The following is a 13,530-nucleotide window of genomic DNA, read 5'->3' as shown; positions in this document are numbered from 1 at the left end:
CGGCTGAACCTTTGGCTGCGGCCCATCGCCGCCCCCAGGCCAGCCTGAGCCGATCACTCAATCAACCTGTTCACCGAAAGGACATCGCCTTCCATGGCCAAACGCATTATCTATAACGAGCAAGCCCGCCGGGCCCTCGAACGCGGCATCGACATCCTGGCCGAAGCCGTCGCCGTCACCCTCGGTCCCAAGGGCCGCAACGTGGTGCTCGAGAAGAAATTCGGCGCCCCCCAGATCATCAATGACGGCGTCACGATCGCCAAGGAGATCGAACTCGAAGATCACATCGAGAACACCGGCGTGGCCCTGATCCGTCAGGCCGCCTCCAAGACCAACGACGCCGCCGGTGATGGCACCACCACCGCCACCGTCCTGGCCCATGCCATGGTCAAGGCCGGTCTGCGCAACGTGGCCGCCGGCGCCAACGCCATCACCCTCAAGAAGGGCATCGACAAGGCCGCCGATTTCCTCGTCAAGAAGATCGAGGAGCACGCCAAGCCGATCTCCGATTCCAACGCCATTGCCCAGGTGGGCACCATCTCCGCCGGTAACGACGAAGAAGTGGGCCGGATGATTGCCGACGCCATGGACAAAGTCGGCAAGGAAGGCGTGATCTCCCTGGAGGAAGGGAAGTCGATGACCACCGAGCTGGAGGTCACCGAAGGCATGCGCTTCGACAAGGGCTACATCTCGCCCTATTTCGCCACCGACACCGAGCGCATGGAAGCGGTGCTCGATGAGCCCTACATCCTGCTCACCGACAAGAAGATCGGCCTGGTGCAGGATCTGGTGCCCGTGCTCGAGCAGATCGCCCGCACCGGCAAGCCCCTGCTGATCATCGCCGAGGACATCGAGAAGGAAGCCCTCGCCACCCTGGTGGTGAACCGTCTGCGTGGCGTGCTCAACGTGGCCGCCGTCAAGGCTCCTGGCTTCGGTGACCGCCGCAAGGCCATGCTCGAGGACATCGCCGTTCTCACCAACGGTCAGCTGATCACCGAGGACGCCGGCCTCAAGCTCGAGAACACCAAGCTGGAGATGCTGGGCACCGCCCGCCGCATCACCATCAACAAGGACACCACCACGATCGTCGCCGAAGGCAACGAGGCGGCGGTGAAGGCCCGCTGCGAGCAGATCCGCAAGCAGATGGACGAAACCGACTCCTCCTACGACAAGGAGAAGCTGCAGGAGCGTCTGGCCAAGCTGAGCGGCGGTGTGGCCGTGGTCAAGGTGGGCGCCGCCACCGAAACCGAGATGAAGGACAAGAAGCTGCGTCTGGAAGATGCCATCAACGCCACCAAGGCGGCCGTTGAAGAAGGCATCGTTCCTGGCGGTGGCACCACCCTGGCCCACCTGGCCCCGGCTCTGGAAGAGTGGGCGGCTGCCAACCTCACCGGCGAGGAGCTGATCGGCGCCACCATCGTGGCTTCCGCTCTCACCGCTCCGCTGATGCGGATCGCCCAGAACGCCGGCGTCAACGGCGCCGTCGTGGCTGAGCATGTGAAGGGCATGCCCTTCAACGAGGGCTACAACGCCGCCACCGGCGAGTACGTCGACATGCTGGCTGCCGGCATCGTGGACCCCGCCAAGGTGACCCGCTCCGGTCTGCAGAATGCCGCCTCGATCGCCGGCATGGTGCTCACCACCGAGTGCATCGTGGCTGACATGCCCGAGAAGAAGGAAGCGGCTCCCGCCGGCGGCGGCGGCATGGGCGGCGACTTCGACTACTGATCGTCCTCTGGGGCGGGGGCTCGCTCCCGCTGCCTTCACCAGGGGCGGAGGGGAAACCTTCCGCCCTTTTTTCATGGTTGCCAGAGCTGCCCACGGGCCTGTCCCGTGGCTGAGTTGGCGGTCCAGGGTCCTGCGACGCAGCCTTAATCGGCTTTGAACGTGAGGGCCACCCCGTTGTTGCAGTAGCGCTTGCCGGTGGGCCGTGGGCCGTCCGCGAAGACGTGGCCCTGATGGCCGCCACAGCGCCGGCAGTGGTATTCGGTGCGGGGGAAGAGGAGTTTGAAGTCGGTGCGCGTGGCGATGGCGGTGGGCAGCGGTTGCCAGAAGCTGGGCCAGCCGGTGCCGCTGTCGAATTTGGCCTTTGAGCTGAACAGGGGCAGCTGGCAGCCGGCGCAGCTGAACGTGCCTGCGCGCTTCTCCTGGTTCAGGGGGCTGCTGAAGGGCCGTTCGGTGCCCTCACGGCGCAGCACCTCGAAGGCGGCTGGGCTGAGCCGGCGCCGCCACTCGGCCTCGCTCAGTTGCCAGGCGGCTTCCCCGCTGTCGTTGCCGCATCAGCTTTGCGAGCCCCCAGGAGAGGAGAGAGCAAGGCGGCGAAGCTGGCCAGCAGGTGGCGCCTTGGCATCCGAACGCCGCCCTTCAACGGAACCAGCCGGCGCTGATCGCGACCGCCAGACCAAGGAAGGTGGCCAGCAGCGACCAGGTGATGCGGTTGAGGGTGGTTTCAGCGCTGCGGGCGCTGCTGAACATGGAGCCACCACTGCTGGCCAGACCACCCATGCCATCGCCCTTGGGGCTGTGCAGCAACACGCTGATGATCAGCAGCACACCACTGGCGGACCAGATCCAGGTGATGACGGTTTTAAGCATCGAATCAGCCTAGGGGTCAGACCGGCAGGGTCTGGGCGAGGAGCTCGCTCCGATGGATGGCCCCCAGCGGTTCGATCAGGGAATGACCGGTCATGTTGGCGGGCTGGGGCAGGCCCAGGATCTCCAGCAGGGTGGGGGCGATGTCCGCCAGCCCAGCTCCCTCGCGCAGGCGAAGATCGTTGCCGTGGCCGGGCAGCTTGCGCTTTTCGCCCTCCACCAGGATCACCGGCACCGGGTTGGTGGTGTGGGCTGTCCAGGGGCGGCCATCGGGGGTCTCCATCACTTCGGCATTGCCGTGGTCAGCGGTGATCAGCAGGGTGCCGCCGGCCCGGTTGGTGGCCTCCATCAACCGCCCCACGCAGTGATCAACCGTGGCGATCGCCTCGAGGGTGGGGGCCATCAGGCCGGTATGGCCCACCATGTCGGGGTTGGCGTAGTTGATCACCACCAGGGCATAGATCCCCTTGTTGATGGCCTTGATGCAGTCGTCGGTGAGTTGCTCGGCCGCCATGGCGGGGGCCAGGTCGTAGGTGGCGACCCGTGGGGAGGGCACCAGATGGCGATCTTCTCCGGGGAATGGTTTTTCGATGCCGCCGTTGAGGAAGTAGGTGACGTGGGGGTATTTCTCGGTCTCCGCCGTGCGCAACTGCCGCAGGCCGTGTTCGGAGACCACCTGACCCAGCAGCCCATCGAGGGATTCGGGGGGAAAGGCCACGGCCACCGGCAGATCGAGGGCGTATTGGGTGAAGGTGACCACATCGAGCGTTGGGTGCCGCTCACGGACGAAGTGGTTGAAGTCGCTGAACACCAGCGCTCGCATCAACTGACGCACCCGGTCGGGGCGGAAGTTGAAACACACCACACCATCGCCATCGGCGAAGGCCCCTGGGGCGAGCCGCACCGGCTCGAGGAATTCATCGGTGATGCCGGCGGCATAGGACGCTTCGATGGCCGCCTGGGCCCCAAGACCCATGAGCTCACCGGGTTCGGTGTAGAGGCGGTAGGCCTTTTCGGTGCGCTCCCAGCGGTTGTCCCGGTCCATGGCCCAGTAGCGGCCGCAGAGGGTGGTGATGGCGCCCACGCCACTGGCTTCGATCTGCTCTTCGATGCGCTGGATGAACTGGGGGGCGCTCAAGGTGGCGGTGTCGCGGCCGTCGGTGATCACGTGGATGCACACCTTGTGCAGATCGGCCCCAGCCGCCCAGCGCAGCAGGCCGCCCAGGTGGTCGATATGGCTGTGGACGCCGCCGTCGGAGCAGAGACCCAACAGGTGCAGGGTGCGGCCGCTGGCGCGCAGGCGCTCGGCCAGGGCGTTGAGGGCGTGGTTGTGGTCGATGCTGCCGGAACTCACCTCCTGGCTGATCCGCACCAACTCCTGGCGGATGATGCGGCCGGAGCCGATGGTCAGGTGGCCCACTTCCGAGTTGCCCATCTGATCGTCAGGGAGGCCCACATCGGCGCCGCTGGCCTGGATCAGGGTGTGGGGGTAGGCATGCCAGAGGGCATCCATGACCGGAGTTTCCGCCGATCGGATGGCGTTGTGGGCGCTCTCGTGGCTGTAGCCCCAGCCATCCAGGATCGCCAGCACCACAGGGGCCATAGGGGCGGAGGTCGCCGAACCCGCGATCACTGGGGAGAGCGGCTCCAGGGGCTTTGGACTGGGATTGGAGGAAGAAATCGGTAGCACCCCTGCTTTGTGACGTTTTCAGTCGTGATGCCGTTTCAGCTCCAATTTACAGCCTGCTCCAGGGCCGATTGGCCCTAGGAGCCCCAGCGTTAGCTTTTCGGGATGCGGCAGGCCCACCAGGTTCCATACGATGGGGTTTCGCCGAGAAGGCCCATGGCACGGTCCTCCTCCAGCCCCGCCACCAGCCCCGCCTCTGGCACCCCGTTTCAGCGCTTGGAGCTGCTTTCGGCCGCCGATCTGCGGCGCACGCTCAAACGGCTGGCCTCCCAGGTGTTGGAGGGCGTGGCCGACAGCCGGCAGCTGCTGTTGCTGGGCATCCCCACCCGAGGCGTGGCCCTGGCCCAGGAGCTGGCGGCGGAGCTTGAGCTGATCTGTGGCCACCCGATCGACCAGGGCAGTCTCGATCCCACCTTCCATCGCGACGATCTCGGGCGCATCGGAACCCGACTGGTGGAGGCCACCTCCCTGCCGGGTGGTCTCGATGGGCGCCAGGTGGTGCTGGTCGATGACGTGATCTTCACAGGGCGCACGGTGAGGGCGGCCCTGGAGGCCCTGCAGGAATGGGGCCGACCCCAGCGGGTGTTTCTGCTGGTGATGGTGGACCGGGGTCACCGCGAATTGCCGATCCAGCCCGACTTCTGCGGTCGTGTGGTGCCCACCAGCCGCCAGGAAAGCATTGCCCTGTGCCTGGAGGCCATCGACGGCGAAGAGGGCGTGTTCCTGCTCAAGCCCTGAACGTTCAGGCCAGGGGGTGAGTTCGTCGTCCCGGAAGTGGGCGCGGAACTTGCCGAAGGCCACGATCACGGGCAGCGTCGGGCTGATCGGCCGCCCTTTCCAGTCGCTCAGCACCTGGTGCACCTGCCCCACCTGGCCCTGGAGATCGAATGGTTCGCCGCGGTGTTCGGGGTGGGTGTACACCACCACCTCGGTGCTGACCTTGACCTGATCTCCCGGTTGCATCGGCTGATCGCGCTCGGGCGCCATCCTGTCATGGGCCGCCCTGAAGTGACGAGCGCTCCCTTCAGCGCTGGCAGGCGCTTTCGGGACCCGATTCCACCACTTTGCCCCCGAGTTCACGGCAGGCCAGCTTGAAGGCCTTGAAATCGTCCATGCCCTGGGCGATGTGGCGGCGCACGGCAGAATCCAGCTGCTCCATGGGCACGGTGGTGGGCAGACCGCTTTCGTGGCTGTGGTGGTCATCTTCCTTGGCTTTGAGGCTCAGCAGGCCCTTGCTCACCTGCTGACGCAGTTCAAGCGAGCGTTGCTTCCACCAGGGGTGGTCGATGCGGTTGAGGGCATCGAGGGCTTCCCACCAGCGCTTGGCGCCCACCAACTTGCGGCTGCGCTCCAGCTGCAGCCGGTTGCGGGCCCATTCCTCCTTGAGGTTGTCCCCCAGGGCGCTGCCGTCGGGGCGGTGGTCTTCGTTCATCGGGGCCAGCAGGGCCAGGGCGCCGCTCAGGTCCCCCTGCCGGTAGCGATCGAGGGCCCTTCGTTGCAGATGCTTTTGCCAGGCCAGCAGCTGGCGCTGGTCTTCGGGGCTGCCCGCATCGGAATTCACGAGCTGCAACTGCAGCCTCATGGCCTCGCGCCAACGCTCGGCCTTCCAGAGGCTTTCGGCCTTGAGGCGCCGGCACTGCCCCTGCTCCTGGGGGCGCGATCCCCCAGCCAGCGCAGGGCGGCCAGCTGCTCGCTGTAGCGCAGGCAATCGTCGAGCTTGCCTGTGCGGGCCGCCCGCTCGAGGCGATCGGGCAACTGGGTTTCCCACCAGTGGGCCGCCAGCACCGCTCCGCTCACCAGCCCGAGGGTGAGCGCGAGCCAGAAACGTGGAAGCCTGTGCCGGCGGATGGCCAAGGCGAAGCAGGTGCGGAGCGACGCTCAGTTCTAGGGATCCGCCGGCCCCGCCAGCAGGGCGAAGGGGCAGAGCGGCCGTCGTCCCATGGTCGGGGCGTGCTGAGGGGTGTGCTGATGGGACGGACCCGTCTGAGTCAGCGCACCGCGCCGAGGGCCATGGCCGATGAGCGCTCACCGGTGATCAGGTCTTCGCTTTCGAGCACCAACCGGCCCGCCGCGTCGATGCTGAAGCGCAGCCGCAAGCGGTCGACCCCCTGCCGGCCCGGCGGATCCAGCGCCAGCTGCAGGCTGGGGCCGGCCCAGGGCTCCACGGCGGGGGCCCCGCTGGCCGGCTGCGCAACTGGGGCAGACCGTCGATGAACACCACCTCAGCGCGTTGATCGTTGCGGGGCTCCCCCAGGGCGAGCTCCAGTTCCGCCTGCCCATCGCGGCTGCAGGCCAGAACCATCTCCAGCGGCCGGCCCGTGGGCCAGCTCTGGCCGGCCAGGAAGAGGGGATGCCAGCGGTGCTCGAAGCTGCGCCGATCCCAGCAGCGCAGGGAGACCCCCGGGCCAGCACGTCTTTGACCTGGACGCCGGGGGTCAGGGCGAGGGCCCCCAGGGCCACGGCCTCGATCGGGCGCTCGTCCCGCAGGGGCACGGCCGGGCAACGCTCGCTGAGCCACTGCCGGATCAGGGGGATGCGGCTGCTGCCGCCCACGGGCAGCACCGCGTCGATCTGATCGAGATCCAGGCCCTCCGCCCGTCCAGCCGCCAGCACGGCGTCCAGCAGCTGATCGAGGGCGCTCAGCAGGCCCCGCTCCCGCAGCAGGGCTTCGAGGTCACGGCGCTCCAGCCTCAGGGCCCTGGGCGCCGCCGCCGCCCCCGGCAGCCAGGTCACCACGGCCTCGGGGGCGCTCGAGAGGGCGCATTTGAGTTGTTCGGCCGCCTCCAACAGGCTGCCGCTGGGGGAGGCCTCCGGCACCAGCGCGGCAGCGATCCAGCGGTCGATGTCCCGCCCCCCAAGGCCAGGCCGGCCTTGCCCACGACCCGGGCGCAGCGCAGGGCTTGGCGGCTGTCATCGAGGCGCAGGCCTCCGAAGCGCAACAGCTGCGCGATCGGTGCCGCCTTGCCCTCCCCCTCCAGGGCCACCAGCGACAGATCGATCGTGCCCCCCCCAGGTCAACCACCAGCACGCGGCTGCCGGGGGCAGCCCGGCGCCGATGGCCGCCGCCGTGGGTTCGTCCACCAATGCGATCTCCTCCACCGGCAGGTCGGCGGTGGCCTGCTGCAACCACTGGCGGTAGCGGCGGTAGCTGTCGATCGGGGCGGTGAGCACCAGGCGCCGGGGCTGCAGTTCCCCAGGGAGCCGCTTCCAGATTCGCTCCAGCAGCAGCCCCCGACCCGCTCCGCTGACAGGGGCCCTGGCGCTCCAGGCCGGTCCTCGCTGGCGGCACCGATGCGCCGCTTGAAATCCCTCCACAGCAGGGGGCTGTCCTGGGCGCTGGGGCCGGCTTCAAGCACCTGGCGGCCGATCAGGGGGCGGAGGTCCCCGGGCCCGCTGAACCAGAGCAGGCTGGGGATCACCGCCGGATCACTGCAGCTGTAGGGGGATCTCCAGCAGCCGGCCCGGGGTTCCGTCCCCGGCCTGGAAGGCCACCACGGTGGTGGTGCTGCCCATGTCGATCGCCAGGGTGCCGTCCTGGGCCATGGCAGGGGCGGGGCGCGGGGGCTTCCGTTCTATCGGTGGCAGGGCGCCTCTGGGTCCGCAGGGCCCTCCCCTAGAGTTATTGGATTGGCTGGATTCTTCATGTTCATCGGCAGCGATGTAAGCCCCAAGGAGCTGGCCCAGCGGGCCGAGAGCCTGATCCGTCAGTCGAGCAACCGTTACCTCACCACCGTGAAGATCGCCTTCCGAGCCAAGCAGCGCCGGTTCGATGATTTCGACGGTCTGTTGGAAGATTCGATGATCAAGCCCGTCCAGCGGGCCATCGTCGAACTCAGCGATGAGCAGGACCAGCCGGACCTGCTGCCGGGCTGAGGGCTTGGACCCCCAGCAATGGGAAGGAGAGGGCTGGCGCCTGGGATGTGATCCCGGGCGCCAGCCCTTTTCCGTGCTGATCGGAGGCGAGGGCTGGGCCGTGGAGCTCACGGGCGCCGAGGCGGCGGGGCTGCGCCAGGCCCTGGGGTGCCTGGTGGCCCAGCACAGCGACCTGACAGGACAGCTGATGGCGGAGGAGACGATCGAACTGGAGCTGGAGAGCGGCCCCTGGTGGCTGGTGCTGGCGGGGGATCGCCACAGTTGGCGGCTGCGGATCGTGCTCACGCCCGAATCAGGCCAGCGGGCCCTGGAGGTCAGCTGGGGCCTGGGGGCCAGCGCCGCCTTCGCCCGCGCCCTCGAGCAGTTGCCCCAGGCCCTCGATCGGCAGCCGGAGCTGGGGCTGGGCGCAGCGCCCTGATGGTGCCCATGGGCACTGTTCTGTGAGATCAACCGACCAAATCGGCTGCCGATCAGCACTGCTGATCGGAGCGACAGGCCCGGAGTTCTCCCACAAGTGAGCTGGGTTTTGCACCGATTTTCCACAGGTGACGGGACCCGGACCGCCTGCCCCCACAGCAACCTGGGGAGAACGGCCGCGATCTTGGTCGTCCCCTTGACAGCCGTGGCGGGCCGCTCCAGGCCCGGGGCCGACTTACGGGGCGTTGCCGAAAGTGCCTGCCAGTGCAGGGATCTCAGCCTTGGACGCCAGGGATGGTCGCCGCCTGTGGCGATTTGACGCGGCTGCGGCGGTGTGGGGAACTGGTGCCCGTACGCCGAGGCTGAATGAACCCGATGTCCCCCAACCAGTTGAACGCAGCCGTGGCCACGGGGCCTTGGGCCGGTGGGTTGGAGGTCCCTTCGCTGGGGGAGGACGGGTCCTCAGAGGTGGTGGCGGCAGATGTGATGGCGTCCATGGTCAGCCTGCGGGCCGAGGTGCCCGAAGCGTTGCTGATGTCGATGCGCGGGTTCATCGACGCCCACCCCAACTGGGACCAGTACCGGCTGTTTCAGGCCGCCCTGGCGGGGTTTCTGGTGCAGAACGGGGTGCAGAGCCGGGAGGTGACCCGTTGCTACCTGGCCAACATGTTCCGCCGCTGAGCCAGGGGGCTGACCAAGCGCCTCAGGCGGGCTCCCCCAACAGCGCGAAGATCCGCTCCGCCGCGGCCTGGGGCACCGGCAGGATCGAAAGCCGGTTGCCCCGACGCACCACAGCCAGCTCCTCGACACTGAAGTTTTCCCTCAGCTCATCGAGGCTCACAAGCCGTTTGAAGCTGCGCTCGTAGCGCAGGCGCACGCAGTCCCAGCGAGGGGCCTCGGGTTTGGAAGCCGGATCGAAGTACTTCGAGCCCGCATCGAACTGGCTGGGGTCCACCAGCTGGGTCTCGATCACCTCCATCAAGCCGACGATCCCTGGCGGTTGGGTGTTGGAGTGGTAAAAAAACGCCCGATCGCCCACTGCCATGGTGCGCATGAAGTTTCGGGCCTGGTAGTTGCGGATTCCATCCCAGAGGGTGGTGCCTTCCTGCTCCAGATGGGCGAGGCCGTAGACATCCGGTTCGCTCTTCATCAGCCAGAAGGCCATCGCTTGCTGGGGCATCGCTTGGGTCGCGAGTGAGTCTATGGAGAGCGCCTGTCAGGAGCGCAATGTGTCGGCGTTGTTGGCTGGAGCGGCGAAGGCGACTAAACAGGGCCCATTGGTTCTTCTTCCATGACCAGCACCCCTGACCAAGAACCACCTGCGGACCCCAAAGCTTCACTTGGACCCACGCTGCAATCAGCCTGGAACCTCTACAAGGCCAACTGGCAGGCCTACGTGCTCACCCAGCTGGTCATCCTTGGCCTGGCGCTGGTGTTCGGTGTGATCACGGCACTGACCACCGTTCTCGCCCAGGTGCTCACCGGTGGCTTCCTCCAGGACAGTGGAAGTGGATCAAGCTGGGCCGAAGGGCTGCAGGCTCTGCTGAATTTCCCCTTCCAGATCGTCTATCAGGTGCTGGTGAGCCTGTTGGGGGTGCTGATCGTGGCCTTCCCCGCGCTCTACTACGCCACCGGCCAGCACCCTGATTTCAACAGCGGTCTGGCGCTGCTGCGCAAGAACTTCTGGCGCTATGTGCTGGCGGGACTGCTGGTGTCGGCGGCCACGGGGATCGGCTTGCTGGCCTGCCTGGTGCCCGGGATGATCGTGGCCTTCATCACCCCGATCTACATCCGCCGGGTGTTCACCAGCGAGGAGCCGATCTGGCCGGCCTTCCTGGCCTGCTTCCGTGATCTGTTCAACAGCGGCTTCGGCTGGGGCCTGGTGGGCTACGAGCTTCTCGCCGGATTGCTGGTGCTGATCTCGGCCCTGTTCTGCCTGGTACCCGTGATCGTGACCGGCCCCCTGGCGGCGATCTTCATCCAGCAGTACCTGGTGAGTCGACGCCTAGGGGAGCCCTCAGAGGCCTGAGACCAGGTGGCGGAAATGCTCGCCGCGGGCCTCAAAATCGCTGTACTGATCGAAGCTGGCGCAGGCCGGTGAGAGCAGCACCGCCGAGGCGCCCAGGCGTTCGGCCAGGGCCTGAGCCCCTGGCACCGCCTCGCCAAGGCCCTCGAGCCTCAGCACCTCGCCCCCATAGCCGTGGCCGGCCAGCAACGTCTCAAAAGGCTGGGCGGCTGCGCCGTAGAGCACCACGGCGGGGGCATGGCGCTTGAGCTGCTCGATCCAGCCGCTGGCATCACCCTGCTTCGGCTCCCCGCCGGCAAGAACCACCACGGGCTTGGCCAGGGCTTTGACGGCCACCTCGGCGGCATCGAAGTTGGTGGCCTTGCTGTCGTTGAAGTAGCTGATGCCATCGAGCTCCCGGAGGAACTCCAGGCGGTGCGGCACCCCGGGGAAGGAGCGGAAGGCCTGCTCCATCTGCTCGGGCGAGAGGCCCAGCTCCAGTCCGACGGCGGTCGCCATCAGCATGTTCTGACGGTTGTGGGCTCCCGGCATCGTCAGGGCTTCGGCGGGAAAGAGGGCCCGCAGGCGGCCGTGACCTGGTCGTCCTCGATCCAGAGCAGCGGATCGAGACCTGCCGGCAGACCCCCGCGCGGTCCCGCCGTGATCCAGCGAACGTTGGGGGTGTCGTCCCAGCTGGCAGCCCGCTCGGCCAGGTCGGGGTCATCGCCGTTGAGCAGGCGCAGGGCGGAGCGCTCCAGCAGGGAGCGCTTGATGGCGCGGTAGGCCTCCAGGCTGCCGTGGCGCTCCAGGTGGTCGGGGGTAAGGGTGGTCCAGAGACCGATGCGCGGGCGGAGGCAGGCCGCCGCCTCGATCTGGTAACTGCTCAGTTCCACCACCAGCCAATCAGGCTGGGGTAGCCCCTCGGAGCGGCGCTGCAGGGCCAACTCGGCGGCCGAGCGGCCGACGTTGCCGCACATCGGCGCATCCAGCCCGGCGGTCCCCAGCAGATGGCTCACCAGATGGGTGACGGTGGTCTTGCCGTTGGTGCCGGTGATGCCGATCCAGGGCACCGTGGAGAGGGCAGCCCCCAGGCCACCGCCATCTCGCCAATCACCTCCACCCCCGACTGGCGCAGCTCCACCAGGGTGGGGTGGTCCCAGCGGATGCCCGGGCTGACGACCACCTTGACCGCCCGTCCCCCCGGCCAGTGGAACGCCTCGATCGCCAGGGGGTGTTCAGGCACACCTGAATTCCTTCGGCCTCCAGTTCGGCGGCCAGGCGCTGCTGCTCGTCAGCGCCTTTCGATTCGATCAGCCGCACCCTTTCGCCGGTTGCGGAGAGCAGGCGGGCGGCGCCAATGCCAGAGCGTGCCAGGCCAATCACGACGGTGAAAGGTAGATCCGCCGTGATCATTTCCAGGCTTTGTTGATAAGAACAAATGGGCGATACTGGAATCGAACCAGTGACTCCTACCGTGTCAAGGTAGTGCTCTACCTCTGAGCTAATCGCCCCTCTGGGCCTCAGCCCAAGCTCCGAAAACCTAGCAGCCGCCCGCGCGGGTCTCCCCGCGCCCCAACGCCAGCGCCCCTTCGGCTTGATCGCCCGATCAGCGGCGCAGCATCACCAGCCGCCAGCGCTCCCGTTTGGTGGGCTCCACCGCCTCGATCGTCAGCTCGCCCCGGTTGTCCAGCTGGATGCGATCTCCCGCCACCAGCTCCCGGCTGGGGCTGCTCACCGCCGCCCAGTTGAGGCGCACCGCCCCGGCGCGGATCAGCGCGACCATGCGGCTGCGCGAAAGCCCGAACCCGGCCGAGGCCACCGCATCGAGCCGGCAGGAGGCCTCCACGCTGCTGAGCCGCCGGGGTGCCCGTCGGCTGGGGAATTGCAACTGCTCCAGGCTCAGACGTTCGATCTGCACTGGCACCGTTCGCACCAGCAGCGGGCCCTGGTTCTGTTGCTCCAGCAGGCGCTCGGCCAGCTCCGGGGTGGCCAGCAGCTGGGCGCCCCGGTCGCCGCGCACCCAGAGGTCCCCTAGGTCGCCTGGCTCAGCGCCCGCGGCCAGCAGGGCGTTGCGGAAATCGCTGGCATCGGCGGGATCGAACAGAAAATTGCCGGCCAGTTCCAGGGCGGTGATCGGGGCCGGTGCCTCGGCTTCGCCCGCGGGCGGCCCGGCCTCCTCCCCTCGCCCGTGCGGCGGCTGAAGCAGAGGCGACTCCGTTCGGCCTGGGGCCAGCCGCCACGGGCCGTCACGGTCAGTTCAGTGAGCTGCCCCAGGCGCTCTTCGGCCTCCTCGGCCACGGCCGCCGCCACGAACGGGCTCCAGCGGGGCTGCCAGGTGCGCAGGGCCTCCTCGGCCTGGTCGATCAAGGCGCCCAGGTCAGTGGGCGCACGGCTCCCGTCCAGCAGGCTCTGGCGGGGCAGCATCAGCTTTCCGCCAGGGTCACCACCGCCTGGACCCCGGCCTTCTGCAGCAGGCCCATCGGCAGCTCGACGCCGCGGGGGTCTCCACCAGCAGCAGCCAGTTGCCTTCGTTGAGCCGGTTGCGCAGGCTGCGGATGCGGTCGTCGTCCTCGGGAACGATGCTGGCGGCGGCGGCGAAGCTGCCCATCCAGCCGGAGGCCATCCCCAGCAGGCCGCCCATCAGCGGTTCGCCCCAGGTGCCGAGGAAGGCAAAGGTCTGCAGGTCGGTGATCTGGGTGAAGGTGAGGCCGGCGAAGAAACCGAAGGGCATCAGCCAGCGGGCCATGCTGCGCTGCCGCAGGCGGCGGCCGATGGCGGGATTGAGCCGTGCCACCGTGAGCACGTCGGTTTCCTGGTCGCCGATCGGCACCAGCGCGCTGGGGGCGGGTTCAGCTCGGCGAGCTGATCCCTGAGCCGGTGCAACTGGCGGCGATCCGCCAACACCGCCACCACACAGTTCCCCACGTCAACCTTGCGTACCCGCTGATTCTCCCTG

The 13,530-nt window shown here is 67.8% G+C and carries 19 protein-coding genes, 1 tRNA gene and 3 pseudogenes; 7 read left to right on the top strand and 16 right to left on the bottom strand.

Annotation, left to right across the window (positions count from 1 at the left end):
• Positions 1 to 93: 93 nt before the first annotated feature.
• Positions 94 to 1,728: a chaperonin GroEL gene (gene groL / locus AAF143_RS17030; RefSeq protein WP_255008882.1), complete on the top strand. Its 1,635-nt coding sequence runs from the start codon at positions 94 to 96 to the stop codon at positions 1,726 to 1,728.
• Between the two features lie 143 nt (positions 1,729 to 1,871).
• On the opposite strand, the pseudogene msrB reads toward groL, so the two are convergent.
• The 3 genes and pseudogenes from msrB to gpmI all read right to left on the bottom strand — a co-directional run bounded on the left by msrB (position 1,872) and on the right by gpmI (position 4,195).
• Positions 1,872 to 2,350: pseudogene (gene msrB, locus AAF143_RS17025) on the bottom strand (peptide-methionine (R)-S-oxide reductase MsrB).
• Positions 2,351 to 2,364: 14 nt separating this feature from the next.
• Positions 2,365 to 2,595: a preprotein translocase subunit SecG gene (gene secG, locus AAF143_RS17020; RefSeq protein WP_255008886.1), complete on the bottom strand. Its 231-nt coding sequence runs from the start codon at positions 2,593 to 2,595 to the stop codon at positions 2,365 to 2,367.
• Between the two features lie 16 nt (positions 2,596 to 2,611).
• Complete coding sequence (gene gpmI / locus AAF143_RS17015; protein WP_255008888.1) at positions 2,612 to 4,195, bottom strand: 2,3-bisphosphoglycerate-independent phosphoglycerate mutase; 1,584 nt, start codon at positions 4,193 to 4,195, stop codon at positions 2,612 to 2,614.
• A gap of 240 nt (positions 4,196 to 4,435) precedes the next feature.
• On the opposite strand from gpmI, the gene pyrR reads away from it, so the two are divergent.
• Positions 4,436 to 5,017, top strand: a complete 582-nt coding sequence (pyrR, locus tag AAF143_RS17010) for a bifunctional pyr operon transcriptional regulator/uracil phosphoribosyltransferase PyrR (RefSeq protein ID WP_255008889.1) — start codon at positions 4,436 to 4,438, stop codon at positions 5,015 to 5,017.
• 18 nt (positions 5,018 to 5,035) lie between these two features.
• Here pyrR and AAF143_RS17005 read toward each other — a convergent pair.
• From AAF143_RS17005 to AAF143_RS16985, 5 genes and pseudogenes are all read right to left on the bottom strand, one after another.
• Positions 5,036 to 5,242: pseudogene (locus tag AAF143_RS17005) on the bottom strand (ferredoxin-thioredoxin reductase variable chain); the annotation flags it as partial.
• Between the two features lie 61 nt (positions 5,243 to 5,303).
• On the bottom strand, positions 5,304 to 5,849 hold the full coding sequence (locus AAF143_RS17000) for a hypothetical protein (protein WP_414027431.1): 546 nt from the start codon (positions 5,847 to 5,849) through the stop codon (positions 5,304 to 5,306).
• Positions 5,850 to 5,857: 8 nt separating this feature from the next.
• The gene (locus AAF143_RS16995; protein WP_414027430.1) at positions 5,858 to 6,133 is read right to left on the bottom strand and encodes a hypothetical protein; all 276 of its coding nucleotides are present in this window, start codon (positions 6,131 to 6,133) and stop codon (positions 5,858 to 5,860) included.
• Positions 6,134 to 6,304: 171 nt separating this feature from the next.
• The gene (locus AAF143_RS16990; RefSeq protein WP_414027429.1) at positions 6,305 to 7,096 is read right to left on the bottom strand and encodes an Hsp70 family protein; all 792 of its coding nucleotides are present in this window, start codon (positions 7,094 to 7,096) and stop codon (positions 6,305 to 6,307) included.
• Positions 7,097 to 7,189: 93 nt separating this feature from the next.
• Positions 7,190 to 7,594: a hypothetical protein gene (locus AAF143_RS16985; protein WP_414027428.1), complete on the bottom strand. Its 405-nt coding sequence runs from the start codon at positions 7,592 to 7,594 to the stop codon at positions 7,190 to 7,192.
• 327 nt (positions 7,595 to 7,921) lie between these two features.
• Here AAF143_RS16985 and AAF143_RS16980 point away from each other — a divergent pair, with 327 nt between their 5' ends.
• The 4 genes and pseudogenes from AAF143_RS16980 to AAF143_RS16965 all read left to right on the top strand — a co-directional run bounded on the left by AAF143_RS16980 (position 7,922) and on the right by AAF143_RS16965 (position 9,250).
• The gene (locus tag AAF143_RS16980; RefSeq protein ID WP_255008897.1) at positions 7,922 to 8,152 is read left to right on the top strand and encodes a DNA-directed RNA polymerase subunit omega; all 231 of its coding nucleotides are present in this window, start codon (positions 7,922 to 7,924) and stop codon (positions 8,150 to 8,152) included.
• Positions 8,153 to 8,156: 4 nt separating this feature from the next.
• On the top strand, positions 8,157 to 8,570 hold the full coding sequence (locus AAF143_RS16975; protein ID WP_255008907.1) for a DUF1818 family protein: 414 nt from the start codon (positions 8,157 to 8,159) through the stop codon (positions 8,568 to 8,570).
• A gap of 253 nt (positions 8,571 to 8,823) precedes the next feature.
• Positions 8,824 to 8,904: pseudogene (locus AAF143_RS16970) on the top strand (hypothetical protein); the annotation flags it as partial.
• Between the two features lie 151 nt (positions 8,905 to 9,055).
• Entirely contained in the window at positions 9,056 to 9,250 is a 195-nt protein-coding gene (locus AAF143_RS16965; protein ID WP_255009114.1) for a DUF2811 domain-containing protein, read from the top strand.
• 22 nt (positions 9,251 to 9,272) lie between these two features.
• Here the strand turns inward: AAF143_RS16965 and AAF143_RS16960 are convergent, their stop codons facing one another.
• The gene (locus AAF143_RS16960; RefSeq protein WP_255008909.1) at positions 9,273 to 9,734 is read right to left on the bottom strand and encodes an EVE domain-containing protein; all 462 of its coding nucleotides are present in this window, start codon (positions 9,732 to 9,734) and stop codon (positions 9,273 to 9,275) included.
• A gap of 126 nt (positions 9,735 to 9,860) precedes the next feature.
• Here AAF143_RS16960 and AAF143_RS16955 point away from each other — a divergent pair, with 126 nt between their 5' ends.
• Positions 9,861 to 10,598: a hypothetical protein gene (locus AAF143_RS16955; RefSeq protein ID WP_255008911.1), complete on the top strand. Its 738-nt coding sequence runs from the start codon at positions 9,861 to 9,863 to the stop codon at positions 10,596 to 10,598.
• Here AAF143_RS16955 and AAF143_RS16950 read toward each other — a convergent pair.
• The 7 genes from AAF143_RS16950 to AAF143_RS16920 all read right to left on the bottom strand — a co-directional run bounded on the left by AAF143_RS16950 (position 10,587) and on the right by AAF143_RS16920 (position 13,404).
• Positions 10,587 to 11,126 (bottom strand): glutamate ligase domain-containing protein, encoded by a 540-nt coding sequence (locus AAF143_RS16950; protein ID WP_414027427.1) that lies wholly within the window; start codon positions 11,124 to 11,126, stop codon positions 10,587 to 10,589. The two genes, AAF143_RS16955 and AAF143_RS16950, sit on opposite strands and share 12 nt — an antisense overlap.
• Before the next feature lie 2 nt (positions 11,127 to 11,128).
• Complete coding sequence (locus AAF143_RS16945) at positions 11,129 to 11,644, bottom strand: Mur ligase family protein (RefSeq protein ID WP_414027426.1); 516 nt, start codon at positions 11,642 to 11,644, stop codon at positions 11,129 to 11,131.
• Positions 11,587 to 11,817, bottom strand: coding sequence for a hypothetical protein (locus AAF143_RS16940; protein WP_414027425.1), 231 nt, complete (start codon positions 11,815 to 11,817; stop codon positions 11,587 to 11,589). The genes AAF143_RS16945 and AAF143_RS16940 overlap by 58 nt, the downstream gene beginning before the upstream one ends.
• A gap of 196 nt (positions 11,818 to 12,013) precedes the next feature.
• Positions 12,014 to 12,085 (bottom strand) — tRNA-Val (locus AAF143_RS16935).
• A gap of 95 nt (positions 12,086 to 12,180) precedes the next feature.
• On the bottom strand, positions 12,181 to 12,678 hold the full coding sequence (locus tag AAF143_RS16930) for a photosystem II S4 domain protein (RefSeq protein ID WP_414027525.1): 498 nt from the start codon (positions 12,676 to 12,678) through the stop codon (positions 12,181 to 12,183).
• A complete protein-coding gene (locus AAF143_RS16925) occupies positions 12,606 to 12,998 on the bottom strand; it encodes a hypothetical protein (RefSeq protein ID WP_414027424.1) in 393 nt (130 codons plus the stop codon). The genes AAF143_RS16930 and AAF143_RS16925 overlap by 73 nt, the downstream gene beginning before the upstream one ends.
• 16 nt (positions 12,999 to 13,014) lie before the next feature.
• Positions 13,015 to 13,404 (bottom strand): hypothetical protein, encoded by a 390-nt coding sequence (locus AAF143_RS16920; RefSeq protein ID WP_414027423.1) that lies wholly within the window; start codon positions 13,402 to 13,404, stop codon positions 13,015 to 13,017.
• Positions 13,405 to 13,530: the final 126 nt, after the last annotated feature.

Source organism: Cyanobium sp. ATX-6F1, assembly GCF_047395825.1.
Taxonomy (GTDB): domain Bacteria; phylum Cyanobacteriota; class Cyanobacteriia; order PCC-6307; family Cyanobiaceae; genus ATX-6F1.
Note: the sequence above shows the minus strand (reverse complement) of the source record. Positions and strands in the feature narration are given on the sequence as shown.